General features: G+C 44.2%; 25 protein-coding genes and 2 rRNA genes (1 of these 27 running past the window's edge). 17 read left to right on the top strand and 10 right to left on the bottom strand.

Annotation, left to right across the window (positions count from 1 at the left end; genetic code table 11):
• Together FN124_RS16025 and rrf are read left to right on the top strand one after the other, a co-directional pair.
• Nucleotides 1-361 (top strand): 23S ribosomal RNA (locus FN124_RS16025) (it extends 2526 nt beyond the left edge of the window).
• Between the two features lie 84 nt (nt 362-445).
• Nucleotides 446-557 (top strand): 5S ribosomal RNA (rrf, locus tag FN124_RS16030).
• 113 nt (nt 558-670) lie between these two features.
• Here rrf and FN124_RS16035 read toward each other — a convergent pair.
• The 3 genes from FN124_RS16035 to FN124_RS16045 all read right to left on the bottom strand — a co-directional run bounded on the left by FN124_RS16035 (nt 671) and on the right by FN124_RS16045 (nt 5268).
• Nucleotides 671-1510, bottom strand: a complete 840-nt coding sequence (locus FN124_RS16035) for a hypothetical protein (protein WP_142685806.1) — start codon at nt 1508-1510, stop codon at nt 671-673.
• A gap of 32 nt (nt 1511-1542) precedes the next feature.
• Nucleotides 1543-2568 (bottom strand): LacI family DNA-binding transcriptional regulator, encoded by a 1026-nt coding sequence (locus tag FN124_RS16040; RefSeq protein ID WP_142685807.1) that lies wholly within the window; start codon nt 2566-2568, stop codon nt 1543-1545.
• A 138-nt stretch (nt 2569-2706) separates the two neighbouring features.
• Nucleotides 2707-5268 carry a zinc-dependent metalloprotease gene (locus FN124_RS16045; protein WP_142685808.1) on the bottom strand — a complete coding sequence of 854 codons (2562 nt, stop codon included), beginning with the start codon at nt 5266-5268 and terminating at the stop codon, nt 2707-2709.
• A gap of 736 nt (nt 5269-6004) precedes the next feature.
• On the opposite strand from FN124_RS16045, the gene FN124_RS16050 reads away from it, so the two are divergent.
• The 9 genes from FN124_RS16050 to FN124_RS16090 all read left to right on the top strand — a co-directional run bounded on the left by FN124_RS16050 (nt 6005) and on the right by FN124_RS16090 (nt 15422).
• Nucleotides 6005-6859, top strand: coding sequence for a MotA/TolQ/ExbB proton channel family protein (locus FN124_RS16050; protein ID WP_079470957.1), 855 nt, complete (start codon nt 6005-6007; stop codon nt 6857-6859).
• A 68-nt stretch (nt 6860-6927) separates the two neighbouring features.
• Entirely contained in the window at nt 6928-7581 is a 654-nt protein-coding gene (locus FN124_RS16055; RefSeq protein ID WP_142685809.1) for an ExbD/TolR family protein, read from the top strand.
• A 63-nt stretch (nt 7582-7644) separates the two neighbouring features.
• Nucleotides 7645-8259, top strand: a complete 615-nt coding sequence (locus FN124_RS16060) for an ExbD/TolR family protein (protein ID WP_142685810.1) — start codon at nt 7645-7647, stop codon at nt 8257-8259.
• A 38-nt stretch (nt 8260-8297) separates the two neighbouring features.
• Nucleotides 8298-9134, top strand: a complete 837-nt coding sequence (locus FN124_RS16065; protein WP_142685811.1) for an energy transducer TonB — start codon at nt 8298-8300, stop codon at nt 9132-9134.
• A gap of 133 nt (nt 9135-9267) precedes the next feature.
• On the top strand, nt 9268-10650 hold the full coding sequence (mnmE, locus tag FN124_RS16070) for a tRNA uridine-5-carboxymethylaminomethyl(34) synthesis GTPase MnmE (RefSeq protein WP_142685812.1): 1383 nt from the start codon (nt 9268-9270) through the stop codon (nt 10648-10650).
• A 72-nt stretch (nt 10651-10722) separates the two neighbouring features.
• Entirely contained in the window at nt 10723-11481 is a 759-nt protein-coding gene (locus FN124_RS16075; protein WP_142685813.1) for a helix-turn-helix domain-containing protein, read from the top strand.
• A gap of 58 nt (nt 11482-11539) precedes the next feature.
• The gene (locus FN124_RS16080; protein WP_142685814.1) at nt 11540-12391 is read left to right on the top strand and encodes a VOC family protein; all 852 of its coding nucleotides are present in this window, start codon (nt 11540-11542) and stop codon (nt 12389-12391) included.
• 354 nt (nt 12392-12745) lie between these two features.
• The gene (locus FN124_RS16085) at nt 12746-14659 is read left to right on the top strand and encodes a histidine kinase (RefSeq protein ID WP_142685815.1); all 1914 of its coding nucleotides are present in this window, start codon (nt 12746-12748) and stop codon (nt 14657-14659) included.
• Between the two features lie 16 nt (nt 14660-14675).
• On the top strand, nt 14676-15422 hold the full coding sequence (locus tag FN124_RS16090) for a LytR/AlgR family response regulator transcription factor (RefSeq protein WP_142685816.1): 747 nt from the start codon (nt 14676-14678) through the stop codon (nt 15420-15422).
• A gap of 15 nt (nt 15423-15437) precedes the next feature.
• Here FN124_RS16090 and FN124_RS16095 read toward each other — a convergent pair whose 3' ends face one another.
• A complete protein-coding gene (locus FN124_RS16095; protein ID WP_142685817.1) occupies nt 15438-15866 on the bottom strand; it encodes a hypothetical protein in 429 nt (142 codons plus the stop codon).
• Nucleotides 15867-16123: 257 nt separating this feature from the next.
• Here FN124_RS16095 and FN124_RS16100 point away from each other — a divergent pair, with 257 nt between their 5' ends.
• On the top strand, nt 16124-17251 hold the full coding sequence (locus FN124_RS16100) for a tetratricopeptide repeat protein (RefSeq protein ID WP_142685818.1): 1128 nt from the start codon (nt 16124-16126) through the stop codon (nt 17249-17251).
• Nucleotides 17252-17383: 132 nt separating this feature from the next.
• Here the strand turns inward: FN124_RS16100 and FN124_RS31885 are convergent, their stop codons facing one another.
• The 3 genes from FN124_RS31885 to FN124_RS31795 all read right to left on the bottom strand — a co-directional run bounded on the left by FN124_RS31885 (nt 17384) and on the right by FN124_RS31795 (nt 19246).
• Nucleotides 17384-17908, bottom strand: coding sequence for an outer membrane beta-barrel protein (locus FN124_RS31885; RefSeq protein ID WP_142685819.1), 525 nt, complete (start codon nt 17906-17908; stop codon nt 17384-17386).
• Entirely contained in the window at nt 17902-18939 is a 1038-nt protein-coding gene (locus FN124_RS16110; RefSeq protein ID WP_142685820.1) for a TonB-dependent receptor, read from the bottom strand. The genes FN124_RS31885 and FN124_RS16110 overlap by 7 nt, the downstream gene beginning before the upstream one ends.
• A 127-nt stretch (nt 18940-19066) precedes the next feature.
• Nucleotides 19067-19246 carry an AraC family transcriptional regulator gene (locus tag FN124_RS31795; protein WP_142685821.1) on the bottom strand — a complete coding sequence of 60 codons (180 nt, stop codon included), beginning with the start codon at nt 19244-19246 and terminating at the stop codon, nt 19067-19069.
• Here FN124_RS31795 and FN124_RS16120 point away from each other — a divergent pair.
• Together FN124_RS16120 and FN124_RS16125 are read left to right on the top strand one after the other, a co-directional pair.
• Entirely contained in the window at nt 19184-20053 is an 870-nt protein-coding gene (locus FN124_RS16120; protein WP_142685822.1) for a response regulator transcription factor, read from the top strand. The two genes, FN124_RS31795 and FN124_RS16120, sit on opposite strands and share 63 nt — an antisense overlap.
• Before the next feature lie 12 nt (nt 20054-20065).
• Nucleotides 20066-21088 (top strand): glycoside hydrolase family 5 protein, encoded by a 1023-nt coding sequence (locus FN124_RS16125; RefSeq protein WP_142685823.1) that lies wholly within the window; start codon nt 20066-20068, stop codon nt 21086-21088.
• Here the strand turns inward: FN124_RS16125 and FN124_RS16130 are convergent, their stop codons facing one another.
• Entirely contained in the window at nt 21089-21727 is a 639-nt protein-coding gene (locus FN124_RS16130) for a Pr6Pr family membrane protein (RefSeq protein WP_142685824.1), read from the bottom strand.
• A gap of 192 nt (nt 21728-21919) precedes the next feature.
• Here FN124_RS16130 and yhdJ point away from each other — a divergent pair, with 192 nt between their 5' ends.
• The 3 genes from yhdJ (at nt 21920) to FN124_RS31170 (ending at nt 24745) form a co-directional block, all read left to right on the top strand.
• Nucleotides 21920-22747 carry an adenine-specific DNA-methyltransferase gene (gene yhdJ / locus FN124_RS16135; protein WP_142685825.1) on the top strand — a complete coding sequence of 276 codons (828 nt, stop codon included), beginning with the start codon at nt 21920-21922 and terminating at the stop codon, nt 22745-22747.
• A gap of 39 nt (nt 22748-22786) precedes the next feature.
• Nucleotides 22787-23824 carry an endonuclease/exonuclease/phosphatase family protein gene (locus tag FN124_RS16140; RefSeq protein WP_142685826.1) on the top strand — a complete coding sequence of 346 codons (1038 nt, stop codon included), beginning with the start codon at nt 22787-22789 and terminating at the stop codon, nt 23822-23824.
• Between the two features lie 69 nt (nt 23825-23893).
• Nucleotides 23894-24745, top strand: a complete 852-nt coding sequence (locus tag FN124_RS31170; protein ID WP_221887821.1) for a tetratricopeptide repeat protein — start codon at nt 23894-23896, stop codon at nt 24743-24745.
• Here the strand turns inward: FN124_RS31170 and FN124_RS16150 are convergent.
• Both FN124_RS16150 and FN124_RS16155 read right to left on the bottom strand, forming a co-directional pair.
• Nucleotides 24740-25375 carry a DUF5710 domain-containing protein gene (locus FN124_RS16150; protein WP_142685827.1) on the bottom strand — a complete coding sequence of 212 codons (636 nt, stop codon included), beginning with the start codon at nt 25373-25375 and terminating at the stop codon, nt 24740-24742. The genes FN124_RS31170 and FN124_RS16150 overlap by 6 nt on opposite strands.
• Before the next feature lie 305 nt (nt 25376-25680).
• On the bottom strand, nt 25681-26145 hold the full coding sequence (locus tag FN124_RS16155; protein ID WP_142685828.1) for a VOC family protein: 465 nt from the start codon (nt 26143-26145) through the stop codon (nt 25681-25683).
• Between the last annotated feature and the right edge of the window lie 11 nt (nt 26146-26156).

Genomic DNA, 26156 nt, shown 5'->3' on the forward strand with positions numbered 1-26156 from the left:
GGCTGGAGAAGGTCCCAAGGGTTCGGCTGTTCGCCGATTAAAGTGGCACGTGAACTGGGTTCAGAACGTCGCAAGACAGTTCGGTCCCTATCTGTTGTGATCGTTAGTAAATTGAGAGGACATGACCTTAGTACGAGAGGACCGGGTCGTACGTACCGCTGGTGTATCTGTTGTGCCGCCAGGTGCAGTGCAGAGTAGCTATGTACGGATAGGATAAACGCTGAAAGCATCTAAGCGTGAAACCTGCTTCAAGATGAGTTTACTTTTAAGGGCCGTCGGAGACTACGACGTTGATAGGTTACAGGTGTAAGGGTGGTAACATCGCAGCCGAGTAATACTAATTGCCCGTAAGCTTTAATTTTTTCAATTATTACGCTAAAAAGTTTTGAATACAACTTTCCCGATATGTTATCTTATTAGTTTGCTGTAACAGCAAAGAAGATCTTATGGTGGTTATGCCGAGGGTGTTCACCTCTTCCCATTCCGAACAGAGAAGTTAAGCCCCTCATGGCCGATGGTACTGCACTATCATGCGGGAGAGTAGGTAGCTGCCATACTTATTAAGAGAAAAGCCTTAGTGTTTCATACACTAAGGCTTTTTTATTTTATATCATTTGTGATCTTACCGTATATCATCTCCCCGGAAAAATCATCCTTATTAATTTAATTATTATCTCCGGTTATACCACTGCGCCAGATCTATCGCAACCCCCATGTTGAAATTTACAGGCTGGAAATACTCGTTGAAATTCTTATCGTAAGAACCACTATTGTCGTAAAAACTGTTATTGTTCAATGGAGTTGAAAACTGCAGCTGTGCCTGGAATTTTACGTATTTGAATCCTACCCTGACAGTAAACGCCGGCTCATAGAACACAACCGTTTTATCGTGAATCCGCATAAACTTGGTCTGTTCTGCCTCGTTGTTTTCAAACGCTTTTGCACCAATACTGCTATTGTAAAAGTTTACAAATGAAAACCGGCTGCTGAACGCTGTTTCCACCACCCGGTGGGCAAGCCCGAAACTGGGTTGTATAAATACCTTACTAAAGCGGTTTTTAATTACATAGTCATTCAGGTTTATATTGCCTGTACCATTGTTATCTGATCTGTAATCGCCGGAAAGTGTTTTAAAATGACCACTGCCATAGCCTGCATACACATCAAAAACAGTTTTCTTATTGGGTCCTATTGGCTTAAAGAAACCAATTGCGCCTTCTACCATTCCCCCACGTGTATTATTATCCTTAAATACGCCATCATCATCATAGCTGTTAGTTGGATCAGCATAATTCCATCCCCAGAGATACTGGCCATTGGCCATGATACCTATGTTATCAGTGATGGCAAAGGCGCCCTGGAGGTTAGTAGGCGTGATACTGCCTTTGAATTCATACTTCTCTTTCAGCAATGGAACATTCACCTGGTTAGGTACATAAATACGCTTGTTACAGGAGGATACAGCAATTGCAGCAGTGCATAGTAATGCTGCATAAATGGAAGATTTCATATAGTTGTAGGTTATCAGTTTTACTATTGAATTTATGAGCCGGTAGATTCCCGTTTGATCAGCTCCACCGGGAATACGTAATTTTTTGTCACTTTTACTGTTTCTTCATGATTGATCAGCTGAACGATGGTTTCCACCGCTTTCTGACCCATATTATAACCCGATTGCTCAATGGTAGTTAAAGAAGGCGAAATAATTCTGGAAGAAAGATCGTTGGAATAGCCTACTACTTTGATCTGCTCAGGAACAGCAATATTTCTTTTCTTCGCTTCGCGGATAAAAGCAACTGCAGAACTATCATTGGCAGCAAACATGCCATCCGGTATTTTCTGTTCATCAAATAACTGTTGTGCAGCAACGGTAGCAGAATCCATAGTCAGATCATGTATATAAACCAGCTGTTCATCAAATGGAATATTGTATTGTGCCAATGCTTCTTTATAACCTGAAAGCCTTTGCTGGTAAAGGTTACAAGTAAGCACACCTGAGAAGTGGGCAATGCGTTTGCAGCCTTGTTTGATCAGGTGCTCGGTGGCAAGAAAGCCACCCCTGAAATCATCACCTGTAATAGTATACCCCTGGAAATCAGTAGGCACGCGGTCATAAAATACCAGTGGAATATTATTCTTAATAAACGGACTGAAATGATCAAAGTTAGTGGTAAACATAGAGGCCACTGCAAGCAAACCATCTACACGGAGAGAATAAAAAGTGTGCACCAGTTCCTTCTCCATCGCCACGGTTTCATCCGACTGGCCAATAACAATACTGAACCCATATTTATGCGCCTCATGCTGAATGCCGCTGATAGCAGTGCTCTGGAAGTACATGGAAGTACGAGGTACGATAAGACCAAGAATATTCGACCTCTTTTTGCGCAAACTGGAAGCTATCCAGTTTGGAACATAGCCCATTTCTGTAGCCGTTGCCTGAACTTTTTCGCGCGTTTCCAGGTTGATAAGAGGATTGTTTTGTAATGCACGTGAAACAGTAGATGCCGACAGATTCAGTTTATGCGCAATATCGTATATCGTGATTTTGTTAGTCCGATCTTTCACTTTTGAGGCGTCTAGGTTAATAATGCAGCGATATTAAGCATTTTCCGCAATAATTTATAAGGTTTTGAATATATATAAAGGAAGACGCCCTTCCGGGAATTACCTGGAAGGGCGTCGATATGTATATATACAGATTCGTTATTTAGGATCCAGCGCCTTATTGATACGGGCTATAAGGTCCTGGAGATGATTGCGGCTCATACTGTCGCCACTACCGGCGGCGGCACGAAGCTCAGTTCTCAGGGCCACCAGCTGGGCACGGCCAATGCCAGCCGCATCTGACCGGGACGCACTTGGAGGTGTATAGCCGCCCATCATCGGGTTGGCAGGAGCCGAAGGTGCTACCAGCTCAGTGAGGTTATCCACATAGTCGCGTTGCAGGTTCCTGCGGTATACGTCTATAGACTGGTGTGTATAAATTTCTGAGAAGATGGATTTTTTCAGGTCATTCAGCATTTCAACCGGGTCGTAAGCTTTTGCTCCCAGCGCGGCTTCACCAGTGATCAGTTTATTGATGGTATTGGTGCTCATCAGCCTGTCCAGGATCGGAGCCTGGCGTGAACTGATCAGGGAAACGCCGTCGCTGCCTATGCGGCTTAGCAGATCCTGGTTAATCAGCCATTTGGGTGTGGTAAACAGCTGCTTGTTCAGGAAAGCCACTGCTTCCTTCTGGATTGCCTTTGGCACGTATTCATATACTGCGCCTGCCTGTTCTACCGTTTTAGGTGTTTCATAAATACCGCCTACGTTTTTGGCTACATGGCCCATGTAACGGCTGAACTGACCGGCTACTTCTTTATACAACTCAGACAGGTTAGTATAACCTTCGTTCTCTACTTTTGTCCAGCTAAGAAGGTTAGGCATAATATACTGGAGGTTCTTTATGCCGTAGCCACTGGCTATCATGGCATTGTCGCCCAGGTCTTCGTTCTGGGACCTTGGGTCATCCGGGTTCATTTCAGTACCAAACCAGAACTTCTTATCCTTCAGTTTTTCTATCGTTATTTTATTGAGGATAGGTACTTCAGCTTCGGATGATTTAGCCTGTGGCAACAGTTTATAGCCCCATTCAATAGCCCATTTATCATAGTAGTTAATACGGGGATAAAGATCAGCTCCGGTGATGCCATCGCCGGGTTGTGCTACGTAGTTAAAACGGGCGTAATCCATAATAGATGCAGCGTGGCCATTCTTTTTCACCCATTCTTTGTCACGCAGTTTTTCAACCGGATAAGTGGAACTTGATCCGAAGTTATGACGTAAGCCCAGGGTATGGCCTACCTCATGGGATGATACGAAGCGGATCAGTTCACCCATCAGTTCATCGCTGAACTGCATATTACGGGCGCGGGAATCGTTGGGAGATGCCTGTACAAAGTACCAGTTGCGCAGCAAACGCATTACATTGTGATACCAGTTGATATGGCTTTCAATGATTTCGCCGGAGCGGGGATCGTGTACATGGGGGCCGCTTGCATTCGGTACGTCAGACGGTTTGTATACGATGGCAGAGAACCGGGCGTCTTCGATAGACCAGGTGGAATCTTCCTGGGGAGTAGGCGCCATTTTAGCGATAATAGCATTTTTAAAGCCCGCCTGTTCAAAAGCCGACTGCCAGTCGTTCACACCCATGATAAGGTATTTACGCCATTTTACAGGGGTAGCAGGGTCAATATAAAACACGATGGGTTTAACAGGTTCCACCAGTTCCCCGCGTTTATATTTTTCCATGTCTTCCGGCTTTGGTTCCAGGCGCCAGCGGGTGATCATCTGGAGTTTCTTTACGCCCTGCGGATCCGCATCAAAGTCGGTAACGCTGGTAGTGAAGTAACCTACACGGGGATCAAAGTAGCGGGGCTGCATTGGTACTGCAGGGAGTAATACCATAGAGCTGTTCAGTTCCACGGTAGCATTGCCTCCCGGGGAAGGGGGCATACCCGGACCGGCAGAGCCGCCTGATTTGCTGTATGTTTTTACCGTTTTGATTTCGGTGTTCATCGGGTATGATTTTACATCAGAGATGTAAGATTTATCCGGTTGAACGCCACCGATTTTGAGCATATTTTTAACCTGTCCGTCGAAGAAAAGGATATCGTTGTCGCCACTGATGTATTCAGTCAGGTCAATAACGGTACCTTTCCCGTTTTTGGAGGTGGCCTTTACATCAAATGCTGCCACGATAGGCTGCAGGTTTGAGTTGTTCACAGAGGTGAACATTGGCTGGGTAGAATCTTTTGACACATCGGCGTAGGAGATATTTTTCAGAAAGATGCGATAGTTGGGGCCTTTTTCGAAGCGGATCACATTTTCGCCGATGATATCGCCGCTGAAACCCATCATCATGGCGCGGAGACCGGCAGCGGATTTGGAGATCCTGTTCACTACCAGTACATCTCTTCCCAGCAGGGAATCGGGGATCTCAAAGAAAAAGCGGTCATCTTGTTTGTAGACATTAAACAGGCCGGAATCCGCTTTGGCTTTATCGGTAATTACTTCAGCGAAGGGTTTTGGACCTGGTTTTGGACCTGGTTTGATCATGGGGCCCTTCCCGGTAGAGTCTTTTGCAGGAGCAGGAGTAGTTGGTGCGGCGTTGCGGTTGTGTTTTTTCCGCTGTGCGCTGGCAGGTTGATAAGCTGTAATACCCAGGCAAAGTGCGCCTGCCACAGCTATTATCAGTTGGCGGTAAAATAGTTTGCTCATTACGATTTAATAATTGGTTCTTGATTAGTTGTTATGTTTTTTTAAAAACCTTTGCAAGTAAGTATATTAAGTATTAACTTATCAGGAAAATCCATAAGCGCAGTAAAGGCTGTAGGAATGGAAAAAAAGAAGTAAAATTGAGGGTAGGAGTTAAAACAATAGTTGCGGTGGCAACTTTTTTAATGTAAGTATTTATTGTTATAGAAAATAATAATTTCATATGGCAGAGACGGAAGGAGATGTGTTGATTGCCGCTGCCGTACTGAATTTCGAGTTATGGATCAGGGAAATATTCGATGTTGTGTTGCTAAATGCTATTAGCGTCGCCTGAAACTGTTTACTGGCGCGGGAATAAATAAGTTAGCAGAATTGTAAGATTTCTGTTGGAACATTTGAATTTTTTCTTAAATTGTGCGTCCAACTTTGAAAAAAATCAAACGATTTCAAGTATTGGGACAGTAACAATAAGTTGTGAGAACTGCAATATTGGTTTATTCGCTTATGTAAGTGTTTGCTCTAAAAAAACGAGTGGTCTAAAAGCCCTGTGGTGGGGCTTTTGCGTGTGAAGGTTAATTTTTGTGGGTTTTTTTGGGCTGCACTTGTTTTTTTGGACCAACCGTATAACTTTGCGAATCACTGATTAAAACAGTAAATTGAGTGCTGAGGGGCATTCTAAAGAGAATAGAAACTTCTAACAAACAATAGTTTAATTTTTAACACTAAAATTTCAATCAACATGGCTGAGACTAAAACAACTGTGACTGCAGCTACAGCTAAGGCTTCTTCTCATCAACCTAAAAAGTCATCCAACCTGTTCGCTACGTTGGCTGTGCCTATCTGCTTAGTGATAGGATTCCTGTTTTTCTTTTTTGTATTAGGTAATCCAGCCAATTTCCAGGGTAATAATCCCGATGGACATCCTATAGATTCAGGTATCGGTAAATGGTTTGGTACTGTTTACAAGGGTGGTTATGTAGTACCGGTATTGATTTCCGTATTACTGGTGTGTCTGACTTTCGTGATCGAGCGCTTCCTGTACCTGTCAAAAGCAAAAGGTAAATTCAGTGGTTCTGAGCTGGTACGTAAAGTACAGTACCACCTGGCTAACAAAAATGTAGACGCAGCACTGGCTGAGTGTGACAAACAGAAAGGCTCTGTAGGAAACGTATTAAAAGCAGGTCTGAAAAAGTACAAAGAAATGGTTACCAATGCTGATCTGGATACAGAACAGAAAATCCTGACCATTAAGAATGAAATTGAAGAAACTACTGCACTGGAACTGCCAATGATGGAAAAGAACCTGGTGTTCCTGTCTACCATTGCATCGGTAGCAACCCTGCTGGGTCTGTTCGGTACAGTATTGGGTATGATCAAGGCGTTCTCTGCGATGTCTTCTGGTGGTGCTCCGGATTCTGCACAGCTGGCGTTAGGTATCTCCGAGGCGTTGATCAACACTGCACTGGGTATCGGTACATCTGCTATTGCGATCGTAATGTACAACTACTTCACTACCAATATCGACAGCATCACTTACGCAATCGATGAGTCTGGCTTTACTTTAACTCAGAGCTTCGCTGCAAACCACAAATAATCGGGGATTATTTATGGAATTTGAGCGGTTTTGAATCTATTTAAAGTAAATCATAAAACAGAGTAAAGATGCCTAAAGTTAAAATGCCAAGGAAAAGCACCGCCATTGACATGACAGCAATGTGTGATGTGGCTTTCCTGCTGTTAACTTTCTTTATGCTGGCGACTAAGTTCAAACCGGATGAACCGGTAACAGTAGTTACCCCATCCTCTATTAACACCACCCTTTTACCTGATTCTGATGTGTTATTATTCACAGTAGATAAGGATGGCAGAGTGTTTTTCAGCATGGATGGTCAGCCCAAAAGAAAGAAGCTGATAGAAGATCTGAACACGCAGTACAAACTGGGCCTGGGCGATAAAGAAATTAAAAGCTTTGTGACCGGAGCCAGCGTAGGAGCACCTATTAAAGACCTGAAACAATATCTTTCCCTCTCTGAGGACGAGCGTAAAAAATCAGGACTGGATAAGGGAATTCCTACGGATTCTGCAAATAATGAGTTAGGTGCCTGGATCGAATATGGTGTTGCAGCACAGGGCGGAAGCGTTGCTAAGCTGAAATACTGTATTAAAGCAGATAACCAGACTCCTTATCCTAAGATCAAGGAAATCCTGGATACCTTCAAAAAGAAGCATATTCAGAAGCTGAACCTGGTTACTAACCTGGAAGAAGCTCCCAAAGGTACAGCTGCCTGGGAAGAGGCAAATGCACCTAAGAAGTAAACGGCAGTAAATACTTCCTGACCTGGAAGACTGCTGATTTAAGAACTAAAAAAATTGGCTACTATGGCAGAAATGGATACCAGCAGTAGTGGCAGTGGAAAGAAACACGGCGGAACGAAATCGAAGAAACAGTCGACCCGTGTGGATATGACACCAATGGTGGATTTAGGTTTTCTCCTGATTACCTTCTTCATGCTAACCACTACCATGTCCAAGCCCAAAACAATGGACTTGATCATGCCAAAGGATACCGAAAATGAAAAGGACCAGAACAAGGTAAAAGAAAGTACGGCCCTTACCATTTTACTCGGAAAAGATAATCGTGTTTACTATTACGAAGGTTTGGCACAAGACCCGAATGCCTCTGCTAATCCTGACTTCTTCAAGGCAACATCTTTTGCCAACACGGGGGGAATCAGAGATGAGATCATCAGGAAAAGGGACGAAGTTGCCAAACTGAGAAATGCAAAAGGTGAACCAGAAGATGTTGTGGTGATTATTAAAGCTGATGATCAGGCTAATTACAAGAATTTCGTAGATATTCTTGATGAAATGGCCATCAACAGAATTCAACGTTACGCAACTGTAGATATCAGTGACCAGGATAAAAAATGGATACAGTCTACAGAAGCAGCTAACGGTGTTCCTAGTACTCCTGCAGCTCCGCCGGCTAAATAACTAATTTATTTTTTTGCATCCATCATAAAACAACAACAATGGATTCTGCTAAAGTCTTAAAGTCCGATTTTCTTGATATCCTGTTTGACGGCAGGAACAAGGACTATGGGGCGTACGATTTGCGGAGACAGTATAATAAGCGTGTGCGGAATGCCATTTTGGGTACCGTGTCATTGTTTGTAATATTCTTCGCAACGTATATGATATCACAGTGGGTTAAAGCTTCTGAGGGTGAAAACACGAAGAAGCCGGTGATCCAGGAAATTAAGATGGAGGATGTGAAGTTACCGGATGATCCGAAAACGCCACCTCCACCACCTCCACCGCCCGCACCACCGCCACCGGTAAAACCGTCAGTACAGTTCACTCCTCCTGTAATTAAGAAGGATAATGAAGTACCACCGGATGAGGAACCTCCGAAACATGAGGACATTAAAGATAAAGCCATCAGCACCAAAACTGTAGACGGTGATCCGAACGGTATTGATCCGGGATTACTGGAAGACAGTAAAGGTACCGGTGTGGTAGGCCCGCCTCCTGCTCCTGCAAAAGAAGAAATCTTCACTTTCGTAGAGCAGCCTCCTACCTTCCCTGGTGGTGAGGAAGCACTGGCCAAGTACCTGAGCAAAAACATCCGTTACCCACGCGTTGCGCAGGAAAACGGTATCTCCGGTACAGTATTCGTTCAGTTCGTAGTAGATTCTGAAGGAAACATTAAAGATGTAAAAACAGTAGGTGCCGCAAAAGGTGGTGGCCTGGAAGAAGAAGCCGTACGTGTGGTGAAAACCATGCCTAAGTGGAAAGCTGGTAAGCAAAATGGCCGCCAGGTTTCTGTACAGTTCAATCTCCCGATCCGCTTTACTTTGCAGGAGTAGTACTGTATCAAGCATATTTTTCAAAGGTCCCGTTTCAACATTGTTGGAACGGGACTTTTGATTTTCTGGAATTGGTGATAGCCCCGATTGTGCGTAAATTTGTGCCCTTTAAGAATTGGTAAATTAAAACGGTATGCTGGGGAAACTAACAGGATTTGATGATACAATTGTAGCGGTGGCAACAGCTCCCGGCCTTGGCGCTATTGCTGTAATACGGCTGAGCGGCCCCAATACCTACACCATCTGTAATAGCCTGTTCCCCAGCAAAGATCTCCTGCAGCAGGCCAGTCATACCCTGCATTTTGGTAACCTCGTTTCCAATGGGCATATTATTGATGAAGTAGTACTTAGCCTCTATAAAGGGCCCCGTTCCTATACCGGGGAAGATGTGATAGAAATATCCTGTCATGGTTCTCCCTATATACAACAACAGATCATTGACGCTACTGTTAAGGCAGGTGCAAGGCTGGCCAAACCCGGTGAATTTACCCAACGGGCATTCCTGAATGGCAAATTGGATCTTACCCAGGCAGAGTCGGTAGCTGATCTGATTGCCAGCAATTCAGCTGCCTCGCACCAAACAGCCATGCAACAGATGCGGGGTGGATTCTCCAAAGAATTACATGCCCTGCGTGAGCAATTAATCACCTTTTCTGCCCTCATCGAACTTGAGCTGGATTTCAGCCAGGAAGATGTGGAGTTTGCCGATCGTACAGGCTTATATACGCTTATTTCCAATGCCACCAGGGTAGTTAAGCATCTCATTGATTCCTTCCGAATGGGGAATGTTATCAAGAATGGTGTAAATACTGCAATAGTAGGAAAACCCAATGCGGGTAAATCCACCTTGCTGAATACCCTCCTGAACGAGAACCGCGCGATCGTGAGCGATATTGCCGGTACCACCCGCGATACCATTGAGGAAGTATTGAATATAGACGGTATCCTTTTCCGGCTCATAGACACTGCCGGTATCCGCGAAAGCCTGGATACCATTGAAAGCATTGGTGTACAGAAAACCATGGAAAAAATCCGTGAAGCGGGTGTTGTCGTTTACCTGTTTGATGTGAATGAACTCACTGAAACGGATATACGTAATCAGGTTGCTGCTTTTGAAACACAAAACGTTAACTATCTCCTGGTAGGAAATAAAACAGATGTTACCGGCGAAGCAGTTATCCGAGCTAAGTTTTCCGCTATTCCCGAAATACTTTTTATCTCCGCAAAGAATCATGCACATATCCAGGAACTGAAAGATGCACTCGTGCACAAAGTACTGGCCGGAGATGTTAATACAGAAGATACCATCATCACTAATGCCCGTCACCATGCAGCCTTGCAGGAAGTGTTGAAGTCGTTGCTGGATGCGAAACAGGGAATGGACAACGGGCTGCCGGGCGATTTGCTGGCACTGGATATCCGGCTTTGCTTGCATTACCTTGGAGAGATAACCGGAGAGGTGACAAATGAGGATAGGTTGGATTATATTTTTAGTAAGTTTTGTATCGGGAAATAACCCCTTTCCGCCTTAGACTACTATGTTTTTGCCAAAAAAAGGGCTATCTTAAAATAGTTACTATGATTCTATATGCAACAGTGGTACAGCAAAATAGACCCGGTATTAAAAGGCTTCGTTCAAACTATCTTAATTCTTGATAGTGCCGATCCCCCGGAGCCCGAAGACTTGCCCATATTTACCAACGGCATGTCGGCTTTATTGTGTACATCACAGAACAAGGAGAACCGCCTGTCACTGTTCGGAAAGACCGTTCCTGCAGAAAGATGGGCTGAATGGGGCGATGCTACACTGATCGCATTTTTCTTCAAACCATTTGCTATAGGCCCAGCTTTCAAAATACCTGTACAGCAATTAAAAAATGAAGCCATCGAGTTAAATCGTTGGAATCCGCAAAAGGCAATGGCACTGACCATTCAACTGGCCTATGCTCAATCAACAGCCGAAAAGGTAGAGGTGCTGCACCAGTTTGTTCTTTCCCAGGTTACAGCCAACCAACGGGAATGTATGATCATCCGATATGCTACTGACAAAATGTTGGAGAACCCGGAAACGGATGTGTTAGCTCAGATGCTGCGGGAACTCAACCTTACGGAAAGAACATTTCAACGAATCTTTAAAAAATATGTAGGTATAACAGCCAGCGAATACCGGCGGATCTGTCAGTTCCAGATGGCTTTTTACCAGTTAAAGTCAGGACAATTTGATAAACTGACCGATGTGGCATATACAAACGGTTATTTTGATCAAAGTCATTATATCCGTTCTTTTAAGGAATTTACAGCAACAACCCCCAATGATTACCTGCAATTTGGACTAAAGAAAAAATAATGTCGGTTTTGTACAAGGCCATGTTTGATGGTTGATTCACCTTTACATAAAAAAATGTATGAAAGAACTGATCACACCTTGCTTATGGTTCGATAACCAGGCAAAAGAAGCCGCAGCTTTGTACTGCAAATTAATTCCCGGTGCGAAAATAGTGACGCAATCGCCTATCGTCACCGAAATAGAGATAGCCGGGCAACACATTACTTTATTAGATGGCGGTCCGATGTACAGACCCAATCCATCCATTTCACTGTATTACATCTGTGAAACAGAAGAAGAATTAAAGAACACCTGGGAAGGATTATCCAGTGAAGGCTTTATTATGATGCCTTTGGATAAATATCCCTGGAGTGAAAAATACGGCTGGGTGAGCGACCGGTTTGGCATTTCATGGCAGGTTACTCTTGGAACAATAGCCGCAGTGGGGCAAAAGATCACCCCCTTTTTGATGTTCGTTGGAGACCAATATGGCCGTGTGGAAGAAGCCATCCAGCACTATACTTCCATATTCCAAAATTCAGAAACAGATGGAATACTCCGTTACTCGCAGAATGAACAGCCCGATATAGAGGGAAAAGTAAAGCACGCCATAATAACCCTCAACGGACAAAAGTTTATGCTGATGGAAAGTGCACATGCTCACAAATTCGCTTTTAACGAAGGCGTTTCCTTAACCATCCATTGCAACACGCAGGAAGAAATAGATCACTATTGGGAAAAATTAACCGAAAGTGGTGAAGAAAGCAGGTGCGGCTGGTTAAAAGATAAATTTGGAGTATCCTGGCAAGTAATACCTACCATTCTCGGAAAATTAATGACCGATCCCAATAAGGCCGGTAAGGCAGCCCAGGCGTTTATGCAAATGCGGAAATTTGACATAGAACAGATTGTACAGGCAACGATTGAGTGAATTTTGGAAAGGCCATAACCCGAAAAAGTAGAACAATCATAGTTAATAAGTACAGGCGGCTTTGTTTTATAAGCATCGCCGCCTGTAATCAGTACTGTAATTTGAATCACGGTCATGTGCTGTATTTATTTCTTTACTTCAAACCATATTTAAATTCGGATAAATACAGGAACCAAATCCATTATTGGTTAATTGATCAAATACCTGCATAAAAAACGCCCCCAATCACCACGGATATTGCCCCAAACCCACCGAATATATACCCGGCTTCTTACATTTTAATTTCTATTGATACATTTAAGGAATATTTCAGTATGTTTCACCATGCTGAAATATGCTTAATATATTACTTTAATGAATGCAAGAACCGCATATGCTGCTTTAACGGTAATCATTCTTTTATTTATGGCTTCCTGTAAACAGAAAGGCGCCTCTCAAAAGAATCAGCAAAGCATTACTGATACCACTCACAGAAGGGATTACCTTTCTTTTATTATTTCTCTGGATACCTTATCTACAGCTGATGCCAGGAAAGCGGTCCGTAGGGAAGACAGTTTACTGAGAAATACTGCCGACAGCAGTATTATACCGTTTGCCCATTATTTCAGGGGCGGAAGGTACCGCCAGGAAAAGAAGTGGGATAGCGCTATGGCAGAATACCAGAAAATGAAGGGAGTGCAGAACAACGATGAGATTGAGCTGCTGAAAACCTACGGTATTTTGAATCAAAAAATTCCCAATTCCGGAGCCGTGGAGGCAAACCTGATGAACCAGGTACTTTCAGCCATGAAAACTGCGGAAAGCGCTCATAGCAGGTTCACCTACCAGTTTTATGATCTGATGGCCAAAGCATATTATCAGAATAATAATGAGAATGAATCACTGGTATACGCGGAACGTTACTATAAGCATCATCCATATAAATCGCACCCCGTAATCATGCAGCGGTATTATGATATCTCTTTCCTGTTAGCTTCAAGACTGAATGATTTTGATAAGATGATGTTGTACAATGTCCAGGCACGTAACCTTGCCAACCAAACAGGCGATAGCCTGGCCATTGCCCGCACGTACGACAATGAAGCCTGGATCTTTGTTCGCCAGGGACAGAATGCAAAAGCGCTTGCAAGTAGCAGGAAGTATATTGATTATCTTGCCAGAACAAATAACCTGAACGAGCTCGCGTATAATAATTTAGCGACCAGCTTTGTTCACAATCACCAGTTCGACTCCGCCATCCATTATTTTAGAGAGGCAATCAGCTTTGCACAAAAAGGCCCCAGGAAAAAGCCATCCCCGATTTATTACAAAGGGCTTATAGAAGCGTATAAATTAAAAGGTGATTATGCCAGCGCATTGCAGGTGGCCGACTCCGCCTATGAAATAGAAACAAGGGATATAAAACAGATAGAAGCCGTTAAAGTGGCAGAAATACAAGCGAAATATGAAACGGAGAAGAAAGACAGGAATATCGCAGAACTTAGCAGCAGGAATGCGCTCAATGAAAAGATCATCCGGCAGCAGAGATGGACACTTGTGTTGGCGCTCCTGGTATTCCTCGGAGGGCTTTTAGTCTTTTATTTTATTCATCGTCAGTACCGTTTGAAAGAAAGAAACAGGTTGCTGCAATCGGAGAACAGACGTCTGAATATGGAACAGAAATTATTGCAGGCACAGTTGAACCCGCATTTTATCTTTAATTCCATTGCTAACCTGCAAAGTCTTGTTGCCTCAGGAGATACAAAAGAGTCTGTACGATATCTGTCTGCTTTTTCAGGATTATTGCGGAATGTGCTGGAACAGAGCAGAAGGGATTTCATTGGCCTGGATGAAGAAATCACTTCCCTGGAGAATTACCTGCAGCTGAATAAAATGCGCTTTTCGGGGCTTTTTGACTACCGGATTGATGTGGATAAACATCTCTCCCCCGAGAATGTGCTGATACCTCCCATGCTCGTGCAGCCATTTGTGGAGAACGCGATAGAACATGGTTTCCGGAATATTGATTATAAAGGTATCTTGACGATCTTTTTTAAAACAGATAATCACCAGATGTTTATAACGATAGAAGATAATGGAAAGGGGATGACTACTAAAGAGCCGGGTGAGCAAAAGAAACAATCCCTCGCGGGAACTATCCTTAAAGAAAGACTGGAAGTCCTTTTTAAATCACAAGGACAATACGCGAAATTTGATATCGAGGATAGAAAGGACAGCGGCGGACAAGGAGTGGCGGTACACATCGTTATTCCTGAACTTAAAGACTAATCAGAAATAAATACGCATGAAGCTTTATATTCTTGAAGATGAAGTACGTATTCTGCAACATCTTTTGCAGGTTATACAAGACATTCCATATGTAGAAGTAGTTGGGCATGCCGCAGAAATAGCTAAGGCGGCCAGGGAAATCCCTGCATTGAAACCTGATATTATTCTGGCGGATATCAGGCTGAAAGACGGCGACAGTTTCCGCTTGTTTCATGAAATAGGGAATGATGGTTTCCAGGTTATTTTTCTCACCGCTTATGATCAATACGCTATACAGGCGCTCAATATGGGAGCTTTCGGCTACCTGCTGAAGCCGATAGACGAAGTAGCTTTGGCAGCTATACTGAACAAATGCTATCATCACCGGCAGCAAGAGCAGTTTGACCAGCAGCAGCTGGAAATAGCCAGGCAACACTACGCGGCGCAGGGAGCGACCGCCACCAGGCGTATTGCACTGAAGCGGGTGGAGTATATGGAAATTGTATCTATAGAGGATATTATGTTTTGCAAAAGCGATAAAGGATATACAACTTTTTACCTGAAAGATAAACGTGAGATCCTTGTTTCGAAAGGGCTGATAGAATACGAAAGCATCCTGATCCCCTTTGGCTTTATTCGCTGCCACCAGTCTTACCTGGTCAACTTCCAGTATGTAAAGAAATATTACAGGGAAGGCATTTTGCAAATGCAGAATAATGAACAGGTACCGGTTTCCAGCAGGAAGAGAGAGGAGGTGCTGAGGTACCTGGAGAATATATCCTGATAAAGTAAAAGCAGCCTATCTGCTGTTGAAGAAAATATTTATCCAGTCTTCAACTGTAACAACATAAAGTTCACGCCTGGCGATTTCTATTTTTGCGCAGTAAACGCAGGTCTCTTTCTTCCTGTAAAACGCAAAGAGCTGTGGATGTTGGGGAGCATTCCGAAAAGAATAGAACCAATCTTCATAATGGTCATTTGCCTGGTGCTTTTCAAGTCTGACACCCGTATCTGGTAACAGGTAGCTCACAGTCTCGATGATGCTGTCACCAGTATGATTTAATATCGCGGGAGGAAGAATAGTAAGGGATATGTATATTACATGGAAAGGACTGTCTTCCTGGCCCCAGTATTTTCCGCGAAAGCTAATTCCATTCGAATTATTGTGTTCTTCTGACCAGTGGTATTGATCCGGCAGTGTAATTTTCAGTGGTTTGTATCGATTCATGTTTTTGGGGTTTATCCCTAAATTATTAAATTCCCGGCAATCATCGGGGTATCTCCACAAATTTTTACCGGATAAAAATTTTTTTGGCGGGATGTTGGTCGGCGAGAAACCGGTATATTTATCTTTTAAAACAACCCCTGCAAACGCTCATATATGTTCCGAAGGAAATATTTGAAGGCGCGGGCATTGCTCCTGCAAAACATGGGCAAATACCTGCAAATGAGCACCGACAATATTTAATTTTATTTCTCAATACCATGAATAAAGCATTCCTTACAATAGCGCTAACCCTCCTCTGGTTAGTCTCTTTTGCACAGGATACTATTGTATCAAATCTGCAGAAGCTAATTGATAACAGGCAGTTTGATGAAGTTATCCGGCAGTATGCACCGGAGCCAGGTCGTTTGTCTGCGCCGGCATTATACTATGTTGGATACGCCTGCTTTATGAAGCAGCAGGATGATAGTTGCCTGAAATTTATGGATCTTTCTATAGCTAAAGACGCTGGTGATCACAGGGCACATTTCATAAAAGCATCCACACTTAATTATATGGACCGGTTCGACCAGGCAATTAAATGCTTCAAGACGGCTATTGCTTTAAAACCGGATACCGCAGTGTATTATACAGGGCTGGGAGATGCTTACTATAACCTGCACTTATATGAATCGGCGCTTGAAAATTACAAGATGGCAACGGAAAAGAAAACCCCGGGAGAGCGCCCGTTTTTAATGGTGGCACAGGTGTATTTTAACCTGAACCAGGAAGAAAAAGCATTGCAGGCACTATACGATAATACAACAAGACTCCCGCGTGGAACGGAAGGATATACGAAGTCGTGGTACAACATCGGCCAGATGGAAGCTTCAGGCGGGCACTATGATAAGGCAGAAACGGCTTTTCTCTGCGTTATACAATCAGATTCGTCTGATTTTCATGCATATGCTAAACTGATACAGGTGTATTTTCATAATAAAACATATGAAAAAGCAAAGCCCTACAAAACTATTTTATATGATGCCCATAAACAGAGAATGCTGCAGGGGAATATGGAAGATATGTTTTGCTTTGACCAGTTCAGGTGGAAAGATAAAGCCATCCAGGCATATGAACGTTATGAAGAAGGGCCTAAAGAGAGGATCTTCTATAAGCAGGTATTTTATGTGATTGATAGCATAGGAAACATGGAATTCACCATACAAACGGAATATTCGCCTATTTCCGTGGAGATGGGAGGCCCAAAATATATTCTCTGTGGTTCACAGGGGCGTACGCATTTCAACTACGGTATCGGGTTTAACGATGATCTTAAGTATGATGATTTGAAGAGTGCTGTTATTAAGATCCTGGAAAGGAAATATAACGCAGTGGCTCAAAGTAGATAGGGATGTTATATCCCTGCACGGTTTTCCTCCTCATTTTTACCACGTTGTTTACTGTTATGCGTGGAGCTTCCAAAGCTGTAGCTGAGCGTAAGCGCGGCCCTGCGGTTGCCGAACCAGTGAGTGAAGGCATTGTCAATGATTTTCTTCTCCCGGAAAATATATCTTACCGATAAGTATCAAACAGATCATAACAATTGATCCCTGTATTAAATTTCCCCTTTGCCCAGCTTTTCCTGATACCGGCATCCACACTTGCCGTAGGTTTGGAGATGTATAATCCTGTACCGCTCCTGGAGCGGTAGTAATAGGAAATATCAATAGTAACCTGCTGTGGCAGGGAAAATACCTGGCTGCCGGTAATATTGTAATAACGGCTGAAATATATTCGTCGTATTGGAAACTATTGGAGCGGTTGGCGTCGGGCATAAATACACCGGTGGTATGGAGGGTATCATAGTATAAATTATTTTTCGTGGTAGTAAATGCAAATCTGCCGCCTGCCGCCCATTTTCCATTGCCTGCATTTCCTGAAAGGTCTGCCTGTGCAGACCGTATCAGGATGTTGTTATACAGGTTGGTTTTCCAGTAGTCCAGCAGATGATCTGTGAGCGTATTTTTTGTCCGGATATCCTCTCTCTGGTGATTGTGGATCACCATGAGATTGCCAAGTACCTCCAGTGTAACTCCACCGGCCTTACCGGTATAGTTAAGATTGGCGGCGTAATGCTCAACTGTTGGGTTTTGGATAGCTGATAGTCTATACCCAGCTGGTAGCTAAGATTATTGTTGCTGGTAATTGTTTGCGTATTGGTGGCCATTATATTGGTATTAGCCAGATGCTGCAAGCCGGTATACCGGTAGTTTCTCTCACCGGTCATATAACCCAGGCGGATGCTATATACCAGCTTCCTTGTTTTATAGCTCAGCGAAAAATTATTGTCTGCAGTAGTATAGGCGTTTTGCTGCACTACTACGCCGGCATTCCCTTTCCAGCCGAGCGAAAGGTCCTGTTTCAGTTTAATATCAATAATTCCTTTGTACTCGCCGTCATACCGGGAAGAGGGGTTATTGATCACTTCAATGGAGGCAATCAGGTCGGGCGCAATACTTCCAAGATACTGTTGAAGTTCCTCCGGGCTCATCTGGACCGGCTTGCCATTAATAAATATAGCGGGAGTTGTTCTGCCTGACATCTGGATACTCCCATCTCCGTTTATGTCGATGCCGGGTACTTTTTTCAGGATATCGAATGTATTGGCCGCCGTTTGGAAAAGCGGGTTTCCTGAAACAGAAACAATGAGTTTATCGCCCATCCGGCGGAATACCGGTTTTTGCCCCGCAACTGTTATTTCGCTGAGTAATGTAAGATCGGCTGTCATGGCCAGCTGTCCCAGGTTAATGAGGTTGTTTACCGGTAATACATCTCTGTAAATTTTTTTATAACCATAGGAAGATAGAAGGATTATATATTTTCCCATAGGAACGTTTTGTAACACGAACTCACCGGTTGAATCGGCTACCTGTCCTTTAATAAGCCCCGAGTCCTTTACCGACAAAATACTAACGGAAGCGAATCCTATGCCTTGCCCGGTTTTCTCATCTGTCACCTTCCCGGTGACCATTACCTGGCAGCGAACAGTACAGCAGAAGATCAACAGGATACCGAGCGCACCTGAAAATTTTATCATGAATAACAGTTTCCTGCAAACCTAGAAAGTGATTTGCCTCCGGTAGTTTCATTTGCAGAAATCAGGCGTACGGATTTATAAAACCGTACTGTTTGAAATTTTAACAGGTTGATAACCAGTGAGCGGGTCAGGAGATTTTTTCTTTGTACAGTGCCGGGGTTGTATCTTTTATTTTCCGGAAAGCGGCATAAAAAGTAGATTTGGAGTTATAGCCCACTTCATACCCGATGGCTTCAAGTGTTAAATGATCATTGCTGGAGATCAGCCGGCCGGCAAGGAGGTAGTAGTAGAAGAATACCAGCAGCATGGCGATCCTCAACGGGAAAAGAACAAGAAGCCAACTGTTTTACTGGTAGAAGACAATGAGGATTTCAGGTTTTACCTGAAAGACAATTTACAGGAACATTTTTGTTTGCTGGAAGCCGCCAATGGAAAGGAAGGATGGCAGAAAGCGCTGGCCTTGCATCCCGACCTGATTGTGAGCGATGTGAGCATGCCCGAAATGAATGGCCTTGAGCTATGTACAAAAATCAAACAGGATAAAAGAACCTCGCATATCCCGATTATCCTGCTTACCGCACTGGTAGGAGAAGAGTACCAAATGAAAGGACTGGAAACCGGTGCTAACGACTACCTCTGCAAGCCATTCAATTTTGAAATGCTGTTGTCTAAGATCAGGAACCTGCTTACTTTGCAAACCACTATCAAGAAAGTATATACGAAACAGGTAGAAGTACAGGTAGCGGATATCAGCATTCAGTCGGTAGATGAAAAGTTTATGGCCGCAGCACTGGCATTTGTGGAAGAAAACCTGCAGAATGCCAACCTGAGCGTAGCTGAGCTGAGTAAGCATCTTTGCATCAGCCGGGTATCGCTGTATAAAAAGATGCTGTTGCTTACCGGCAAAACGCCGGTTGATTTTATACGTTCCATCCGGCTACGGAAAGCGGCGCAGATGCTGGAAAAGAGCCAGCTGAGCATTGCAGAGATATCTTATGAAGTGGGCTTCAATACCCCACATTATTTCACCAAATCTTTTAAAGCTGAATTCGGGGTATTACCATCTGCCTATATCCGGCAGTCCGGTAAAGATTCACCGAAGAAAGCAGGATAAATTATAGCAGATATGAAAACGCTAAAATGTTATTTCTTCGTTGCAATATTTCTTGCCGGATTTTTTGCGGAGGCAAAGCCGGCACGGCCTGTATTTACTAACCCTGATGACTATACGTTGCCTGCCGGCTCACCGGTGCAGCGTTATGGAGCGCTGCATGTATCAGGCCGTTACCTGAAAGATCAGCATAACAACACCATCACCCTGCGTGGACAAAGCTTCGGTTGGAGCACCTGGTGGCCGCAGTTCTGGAACCAGGGGGTGGTGAACTGGCTCACCGATGATTTTAAAACAGATATTGTCCGCGCTGCTATGGGGGTAGATGTAAAGCCTGCCTATCTGAACGACCGTGCACATCAGCTTGCATTGCTGAAGAACGTGGTGGATGCTGCGCTGGCAAAAGGCAGTTATGTAATTATTGACTGGCACTGTGAAGCATTTCACCAGAAAGAAGCGGTGGCTTTCTTTAAAGAGATGGCCCAAACTTATGGTCATCATCCGCATATCCTTTATGAGATCATCAACGAGCCCAGTAAAACGCAAACATGGGAACAGGTAAAAGCCTACGCCGCCGCAGTGATTGCAGGCATCCGCGCATATGACCCGGATAACATTATCATTGTAGGCTGCCCGCACTGGGACCAAAAGATCCGTGAAGTAGCAGATGCGCCTTTAACCGGTTACAGTAATATTATGTATACCGTTCATTTTTATGCGGCGTCGCATGGGCAGTGGTTACGGGACGACTGCGCCTATGCACTCAGTAAAAATATCCCGGTATTTGTAACGGAGTGCAATGGCTCCGAAGCCACTGGCAGCGGGCGTATCGACTATCCGCAATGGGAAGCATGGTTTTCTTTCCTGGAAAACAATCAGGTGAGCTGGATCAATTGGTCGGTGTCCGACAAACCAAATGAACTATGTTCTATCCTTTTGCCGGGAGCTCCTGCCAATGGCGGATGGACAGCCAATCAGCTTACGGAATCAGGAAAGTATATCCGCGCGAAACTGAGGGGATACAGCACCCGTAAATAGCTATTTTTTCCGGGACCACAGTTTTCCTATGCCAATGAATGCGAGGGACATTAAAATAAATAAAACACCCATCAGTGCGGCATTAATCAGCGTTTGCTGCAAACCTATATTGCCTAAATGGATAAACGGGTAGGGGTAAAAATTTGAAAAGGAACCGCGCACCAGTACAAACAAAAGATAAATAAAAGGATACCACAACCAGGGAAGAAAATCCTTCCACCGGAGGGAACTTTTGTTTACAAACACACACCAGTACAAAACAAATAGTACCGGCACTATTACATGCTGTACCTCGTTTAATATCTTTTGTAACCCCTCAAATAGCGCAAGCTTCCGGAGTATTATATTATAGATCAGGCCTACAATGGTAATATACACGGCTATCGCGGTAGCAGTGCCTGTACGCGTGAAGAACCGGCCCCAGCGGCTGTTTGGAGCAACCAGCAGTACCGTGCAGTAAACCGCTACCATGGCGTTGGTAAGCAGGGTGAAGTAACTGAAATACCGGATGAAATTCTCAAACCATGGAGCGTTGCCGTTGCCGATAGTGATAAAAAACTGTGGAATAAGTGCAAACCAGGCGAAACAGGATAAGATCACCAGGAAGATTTTTATTGAAATGGGTTTTTGAAGGCTCATCTCCCATTAGTATTTATACGAATATAATCATATAATCCCCACTTAGTGTTATTTCAGGTTGAATAAGTTATTTCTAACTTGCAGCACTGTTTATTTATTCCTGTACTCATTTTTTACAATACCTTCCGGAAAAAGGTCAGGATATTTTATCCTGGCCTTTTTTAGCTAAATTTATCGGTAGAAAAGAAGGAAATGGAAGTTTTCGGTACCCAGAGTCATACAATAATACATGGAGATGCTTTGCAGGCCCTGCAAACACAGGTGCCGGATCATTCAGTGGATCTCATCTTCGCCGATCCTCCCTATAATATCGGTAAAAACTTTAACGGGCATATTGAGAAATGGGATACGGAAGAAGAATACCTTACATGGTGCTACCAGTGGCTGGATCTTTGTATCAGGAAGCTCAAACCGACTGGTTGCTTCTATGTAATGACGGCTACCCAGTTTATGCCATATTTCGATATTTACCTGCGTGGAAAAATAAATATCCTGTCCCGTATTGTATGGAGCTACGATAGCTCCGGCGTACAGGCCCGGAAATATTTTGGGTCTATGTATGAGCCCATCCTGTTTTGCGTGAACGATAAAAGTAATTACACTTTCAACGCTGCCGATATACTGGTTGAAGCAAAAACCGGCGCAAAAAGAAAGCTGATCGACTACCGCAAAAGCACGCCTGCTGCCTATAACACGCAAAAGGTGCCGGGGAATGTATGGGACTTTCCACGGGTACGCTACCGCATGGATGAATATGAAAATCATCCCACACAAAAGCCCGTGGCGCTCCTGGAACGTATTATTAAAGCCAGTTCTAATCCCGGCGACAGGATACTGGATCCTTTTTCTGGTACTTTTACCACCTGCGCTGTGGCCAAAGCCCTGGGAAGGAACTGCACCGGTATTGAGATGCAGGAAGAATATATAAAGATCGGGCTGAGAAGATTGCAGCTCGCTGAAGAATACAAGGGAGAAAAATTACAACGTGAAATGCGCTCCTTTGAAAACGGTATTATCTAACCACCGTTTCAATAAACAGTGACAAATGAACAGCATCATATGATCAGACATCTGAGAACATTTCTGCTCATTGCAGGAAACATATTGTTTTTCTCTTTTAAAGGAATTTCGGAAGATATCCGCTTATCGGTGTTTCAGCTCAACATCTGGCAGGAGGGAACCGTGGTGCCCGGTGGTTACAATGCTATTGTAGATGAAATAGCTGCTGTAGATGCCGACTTTGTAACATTGAGCGAAGTAAGGAATTATAATAACACCCGGCTGTGCGACAGGCTGGTGGCTTCATTGAATGCAAAAGGTAAAAAGTATTATTCTTTTCTGAGCCAGGGCGCGGGGCTGCTTAGCAGGTACCCGATCACAGACAGCTCTGTTATCTTCAGCGACAATGGCGCAATCTGCAAACTGGTAGCCAATGTGCATGGCCGGGAAGTAGCGGTGTATTCAGCTCATCTCGATTACCTGAATTATGCAGTGTATCTGCCAAGAGGATATGATGGCGTTACATGGAGAAAAATGGCAGCACCCTGTACTAACCTCGATACTATCATGGCCTCTAACCTTGCATCCAAAAGGGATGAAGGCGTTGCGGTGTTTTTACAGGCAGCAGCAGATGATATTAGCCGCAACCGGATCGTATTCCTGGGTGGCGATTTTAATGAGGCCAGTCACCTCGACTGGACCGCTGCCACAAAAGATCTTTACGATCATCATGGTGTGGTTGCGCCCTGGACCTGTTCTGTAATGTTGCAGGATAAAGGGTTTAAAGACAGCTATCGGGTTATTTATCCGTCTGCTGTTACCCATCCGGGTTTTACTTTTCCTGCAGATAATAAAGCAGTAGATGTGAAAAACCTGGCCTGGGCGCCGGATGCAGATGAAAGGGAAAGGATAGATTATATTTATTTTTATCCCGACAAGAAGCTCACCCTGCGAAAGAGCGCCGTGGTAGGCCCTTCAGGAAGTATTATCAGGAACCGGCGGGAGAAAGAACAGGGGCAGGATTACTTTCTGCCGCCAACCGGTACCTGGCCTACAGATCATAAAGGAGTGCTAAGTATATTCAGACTAAGTATTTAAGATATTCCATCTTATTTTTGTCCCTGTACAGTTCCGGTTGTACAGGGACTTTATTTTAAACCAGGATATATGGAATTAGCCGATCAGAAAATAGTAGCCGCTATTGAAGGCATTTGGCAGGAGGCAGAGGTTTTGTTTGAAAACAATGATCCTGCCCGGTACGCACTGAAGCTGGAAGAAGCATGGGAGCTATTGCCAGCCCCCAAAGAAGGGTATGAAGAGAGCTATGATATTGCTCTTGCAATTGCGGAAACTTATTTTATTTTAAAAAATCCTGACGCATTAATACGCTGGGCCAGCATATTGCAGCGGTGCGATCCTGCACGTCCCGGCGATGGCGAACGTGAATTCGTGATGGGGAAAGCACTGTTTGAAACCGGTAATATGGAAGGCGCGCGAACGCATTTTACAACTGCTCTGCATAAGTCCAACGGGCGGGTATTTGAAGGCGCTGACGAAAAATACCTCCATGCATTTCCCGGCCTGGCTGTCCTGGTGGAAAAGCTGCCCGCAGATATTTACGAACAGATAGAGGCTTTATCTGAAGCGGGCAACAACCTGGCCGATGCAGATGACTTTGACGGCGCCATTGCCCGGTTCTCCGAAGCGCTGCAACTTCTGCCTCCACCGGCGCAGCATTGGGAAGCCAGTACCTGGTTGTATGCCAGCATAGGCGATATGTACTATTTTAAAGGCGATTACCAGGCTGCGGCCAATAACTTTTTTGATGCGCTTAATGGCCCGGATGCACAGGCTAACGGCTTTGTAAACCTGCGCCTGGGAGAAAGCCTGTTTGAGCTGAAGCAGATGGAGCAATCGCTGGAATATCTTTTAAGGGCGTATATGCTGGAGGGAGAAGAGATTTTTGCAGAAGAAGATGCCCGTTATTTTGAGTTCCTGAGAACAAGGGTACAGTTATAGATCGGGTCTTTCCGCAAATTCATTAATAAGCCGTGCATGATCGCCTAAGGAATATACTGCATCTATCAATGGAGCGTATTTCAGGGTGTAATTGCGGATCATCAGCTGTGAGGCTTCGGTTCTTTCTGTTGGGTTGAATACGCTGCCGGCTTCATCGAAAAGGAACCAGTCGCCCTGAACACTGTTGCAGGATTCACAGTGGTTAGACCAGCAGTGATCTTCCTGCGTATTTGACCAGGCCCGCTTATAACGCGGATAGTGATCGTTCAGCAGTGTTTGAAGATTTTCAGAAATAGCAGATACCTGCTGGAATACAGTAAAGAAATCCTGGGCCAGCCATACCAGTTCATCCCGCTCATTCATATCTTTCTCATAAAAATAATTACCCGCAATAGCTATCACACGGTTATGATGCTGGCATTTCCAGCACGGCCTGCCTGCATGTACAATACTTATTTCAGTGGGCAGGATAATCGCGGGATGTTTTTCCGGTATCCACCGGGCCACGTCTATCAGCCGGTCGTACCGGTCCTCCGGTAAATACCAGGTATGCGCTACCTGGTCCCATTGGGCGCCCATAGATGCAGCATGCTCTTTTTCCGCGTTGGGAACATTCAGTAGTAATGACATAAGAAGCAGGGTATGACTAAAGACTCTCGTTAATGAATTTAAGGAAAAAAAGGGGATTTTGGAGATCTGTTTACGATTACTTAACGGACCTGTTCAGATAGTAGCGGCGGAGCGGCCGGTAAGGGGCAAACAGAGGTTAATCACAACAAAAACATTGGCGATCTTGAAACCTGCTTTGGTATAATAGATACCAGGCAATAACTGGAACGAAGGTATTGATCAGGCCTTAAAAAGCTGTCAATGCCTTCGTTGTATGCCGGTTGGAATAAGGTTGCGGCAACCATATACGCTGCCTGTGTATATGATCAGTATTTATCATCATTGATCTCCAGCCAGTATCCGTCCGGGTCGCGGAGATAGATCTGCTGTACGCCATCCACCCTTTTATTTACTGCCCCGGCTTTGCCTGGCCAGTCTTCAAAGGCGATATTATGTTTTTTCAATACCCCGATGAAGGCCTCCATATCGGGTACGCTAAAGCAAAGATGCGTGTTCTTGTCGTGCGTAGTGGCTTTGGCTGCGCCGGAAATTACGTGTACATGGCTATGAGGCCCTACCTTAAACCAACTGTGCCTGCCATCTTTGAAAGGCTCTTCCATTGGCTCAAGCCCGATAATATCCCTGTAAAATTCAGTGCTTATTTTCAGGTCTACAACATACAGCGCCATGTGGTTCAGCGATGGATACTTTTTCGTTTGTCCGTTCATGTGAATAGAAATACCGGTAAGCGCCAGCAGAAGGAGGCCGCCGGATAATATAAATTTTTTCATACAAACAAGAT

The organism is Chitinophaga polysaccharea (assembly GCF_902150045.1).
Taxonomy (GTDB): Bacteria; Bacteroidota; Bacteroidia; order Chitinophagales; family Chitinophagaceae; genus Chitinophaga; species Chitinophaga polysaccharea_A.

Bases quoted from the DNA above. Each gene is read 5' to 3' on its own strand.
- FN124_RS16035 (WP_142685806.1), bottom strand. From the start codon at position 1,510: ATGAAATCTTCCATTTATGCAGCATTACTATGCACTGCTGCAATTGCT.
- FN124_RS16045 (WP_142685808.1), bottom strand. From the start codon at position 5,268: ATGAGCAAACTATTTTACCGCCAACTGATAATAGCTGTGGCAGGCGCA.
- FN124_RS16050 (WP_079470957.1), top strand. From the start codon at position 6,005: ATGGCTGAGACTAAAACAACTGTGACTGCAGCTACAGCTAAGGCTTCT.
- FN124_RS16055 (WP_142685809.1), top strand. From the start codon at position 6,928: ATGCCTAAAGTTAAAATGCCAAGGAAAAGCACCGCCATTGACATGACA.
- FN124_RS16060 (WP_142685810.1), top strand. From the start codon at position 7,645: ATGGCAGAAATGGATACCAGCAGTAGTGGCAGTGGAAAGAAACACGGC.
- FN124_RS16065 (WP_142685811.1), top strand. From the start codon at position 8,298: ATGGATTCTGCTAAAGTCTTAAAGTCCGATTTTCTTGATATCCTGTTT.
- mnmE (WP_142685812.1), top strand. From the start codon at position 9,268: ATGCTGGGGAAACTAACAGGATTTGATGATACAATTGTAGCGGTGGCA.
- FN124_RS16075 (WP_142685813.1), top strand. From the start codon at position 10,723: ATGCAACAGTGGTACAGCAAAATAGACCCGGTATTAAAAGGCTTCGTT.
- FN124_RS16080 (WP_142685814.1), top strand. From the start codon at position 11,540: ATGAAAGAACTGATCACACCTTGCTTATGGTTCGATAACCAGGCAAAA.
- FN124_RS16085 (WP_142685815.1), top strand. From the start codon at position 12,746: ATGAATGCAAGAACCGCATATGCTGCTTTAACGGTAATCATTCTTTTA.
- FN124_RS16090 (WP_142685816.1), top strand. From the start codon at position 14,676: ATGAAGCTTTATATTCTTGAAGATGAAGTACGTATTCTGCAACATCTT.
- FN124_RS16095 (WP_142685817.1), bottom strand. From the start codon at position 15,866: ATGAATCGATACAAACCACTGAAAATTACACTGCCGGATCAATACCAC.
- FN124_RS16100 (WP_142685818.1), top strand. From the start codon at position 16,124: ATGAATAAAGCATTCCTTACAATAGCGCTAACCCTCCTCTGGTTAGTC.
- FN124_RS31885 (WP_142685819.1), bottom strand. From the start codon at position 17,908: ATGGTGATCCACAATCACCAGAGAGAGGATATCCGGACAAAAAATACG.
- FN124_RS16110 (WP_142685820.1), bottom strand. From the start codon at position 18,939: ATGATAAAATTTTCAGGTGCGCTCGGTATCCTGTTGATCTTCTGCTGT.
- FN124_RS16120 (WP_142685822.1), top strand. From the start codon at position 19,184: ATGATCATTGCTGGAGATCAGCCGGCCGGCAAGGAGGTAGTAGTAGAA.
- FN124_RS31795 (WP_142685821.1), bottom strand. From the start codon at position 19,246: ATGCTGCTGGTATTCTTCTACTACTACCTCCTTGCCGGCCGGCTGATC.
- FN124_RS16125 (WP_142685823.1), top strand. From the start codon at position 20,066: ATGAAAACGCTAAAATGTTATTTCTTCGTTGCAATATTTCTTGCCGGA.
- FN124_RS16130 (WP_142685824.1), bottom strand. From the start codon at position 21,727: ATGAGCCTTCAAAAACCCATTTCAATAAAAATCTTCCTGGTGATCTTA.
- yhdJ (WP_142685825.1), top strand. From the start codon at position 21,920: ATGGAAGTTTTCGGTACCCAGAGTCATACAATAATACATGGAGATGCT.
- FN124_RS16140 (WP_142685826.1), top strand. From the start codon at position 22,787: ATGATCAGACATCTGAGAACATTTCTGCTCATTGCAGGAAACATATTG.
- FN124_RS31170 (WP_221887821.1), top strand. From the start codon at position 23,894: ATGGAATTAGCCGATCAGAAAATAGTAGCCGCTATTGAAGGCATTTGG.
- FN124_RS16150 (WP_142685827.1), bottom strand. From the start codon at position 25,375: ATGTCATTACTACTGAATGTTCCCAACGCGGAAAAAGAGCATGCTGCA.
- FN124_RS16155 (WP_142685828.1), bottom strand. From the start codon at position 26,145: ATGAAAAAATTTATATTATCCGGCGGCCTCCTTCTGCTGGCGCTTACC.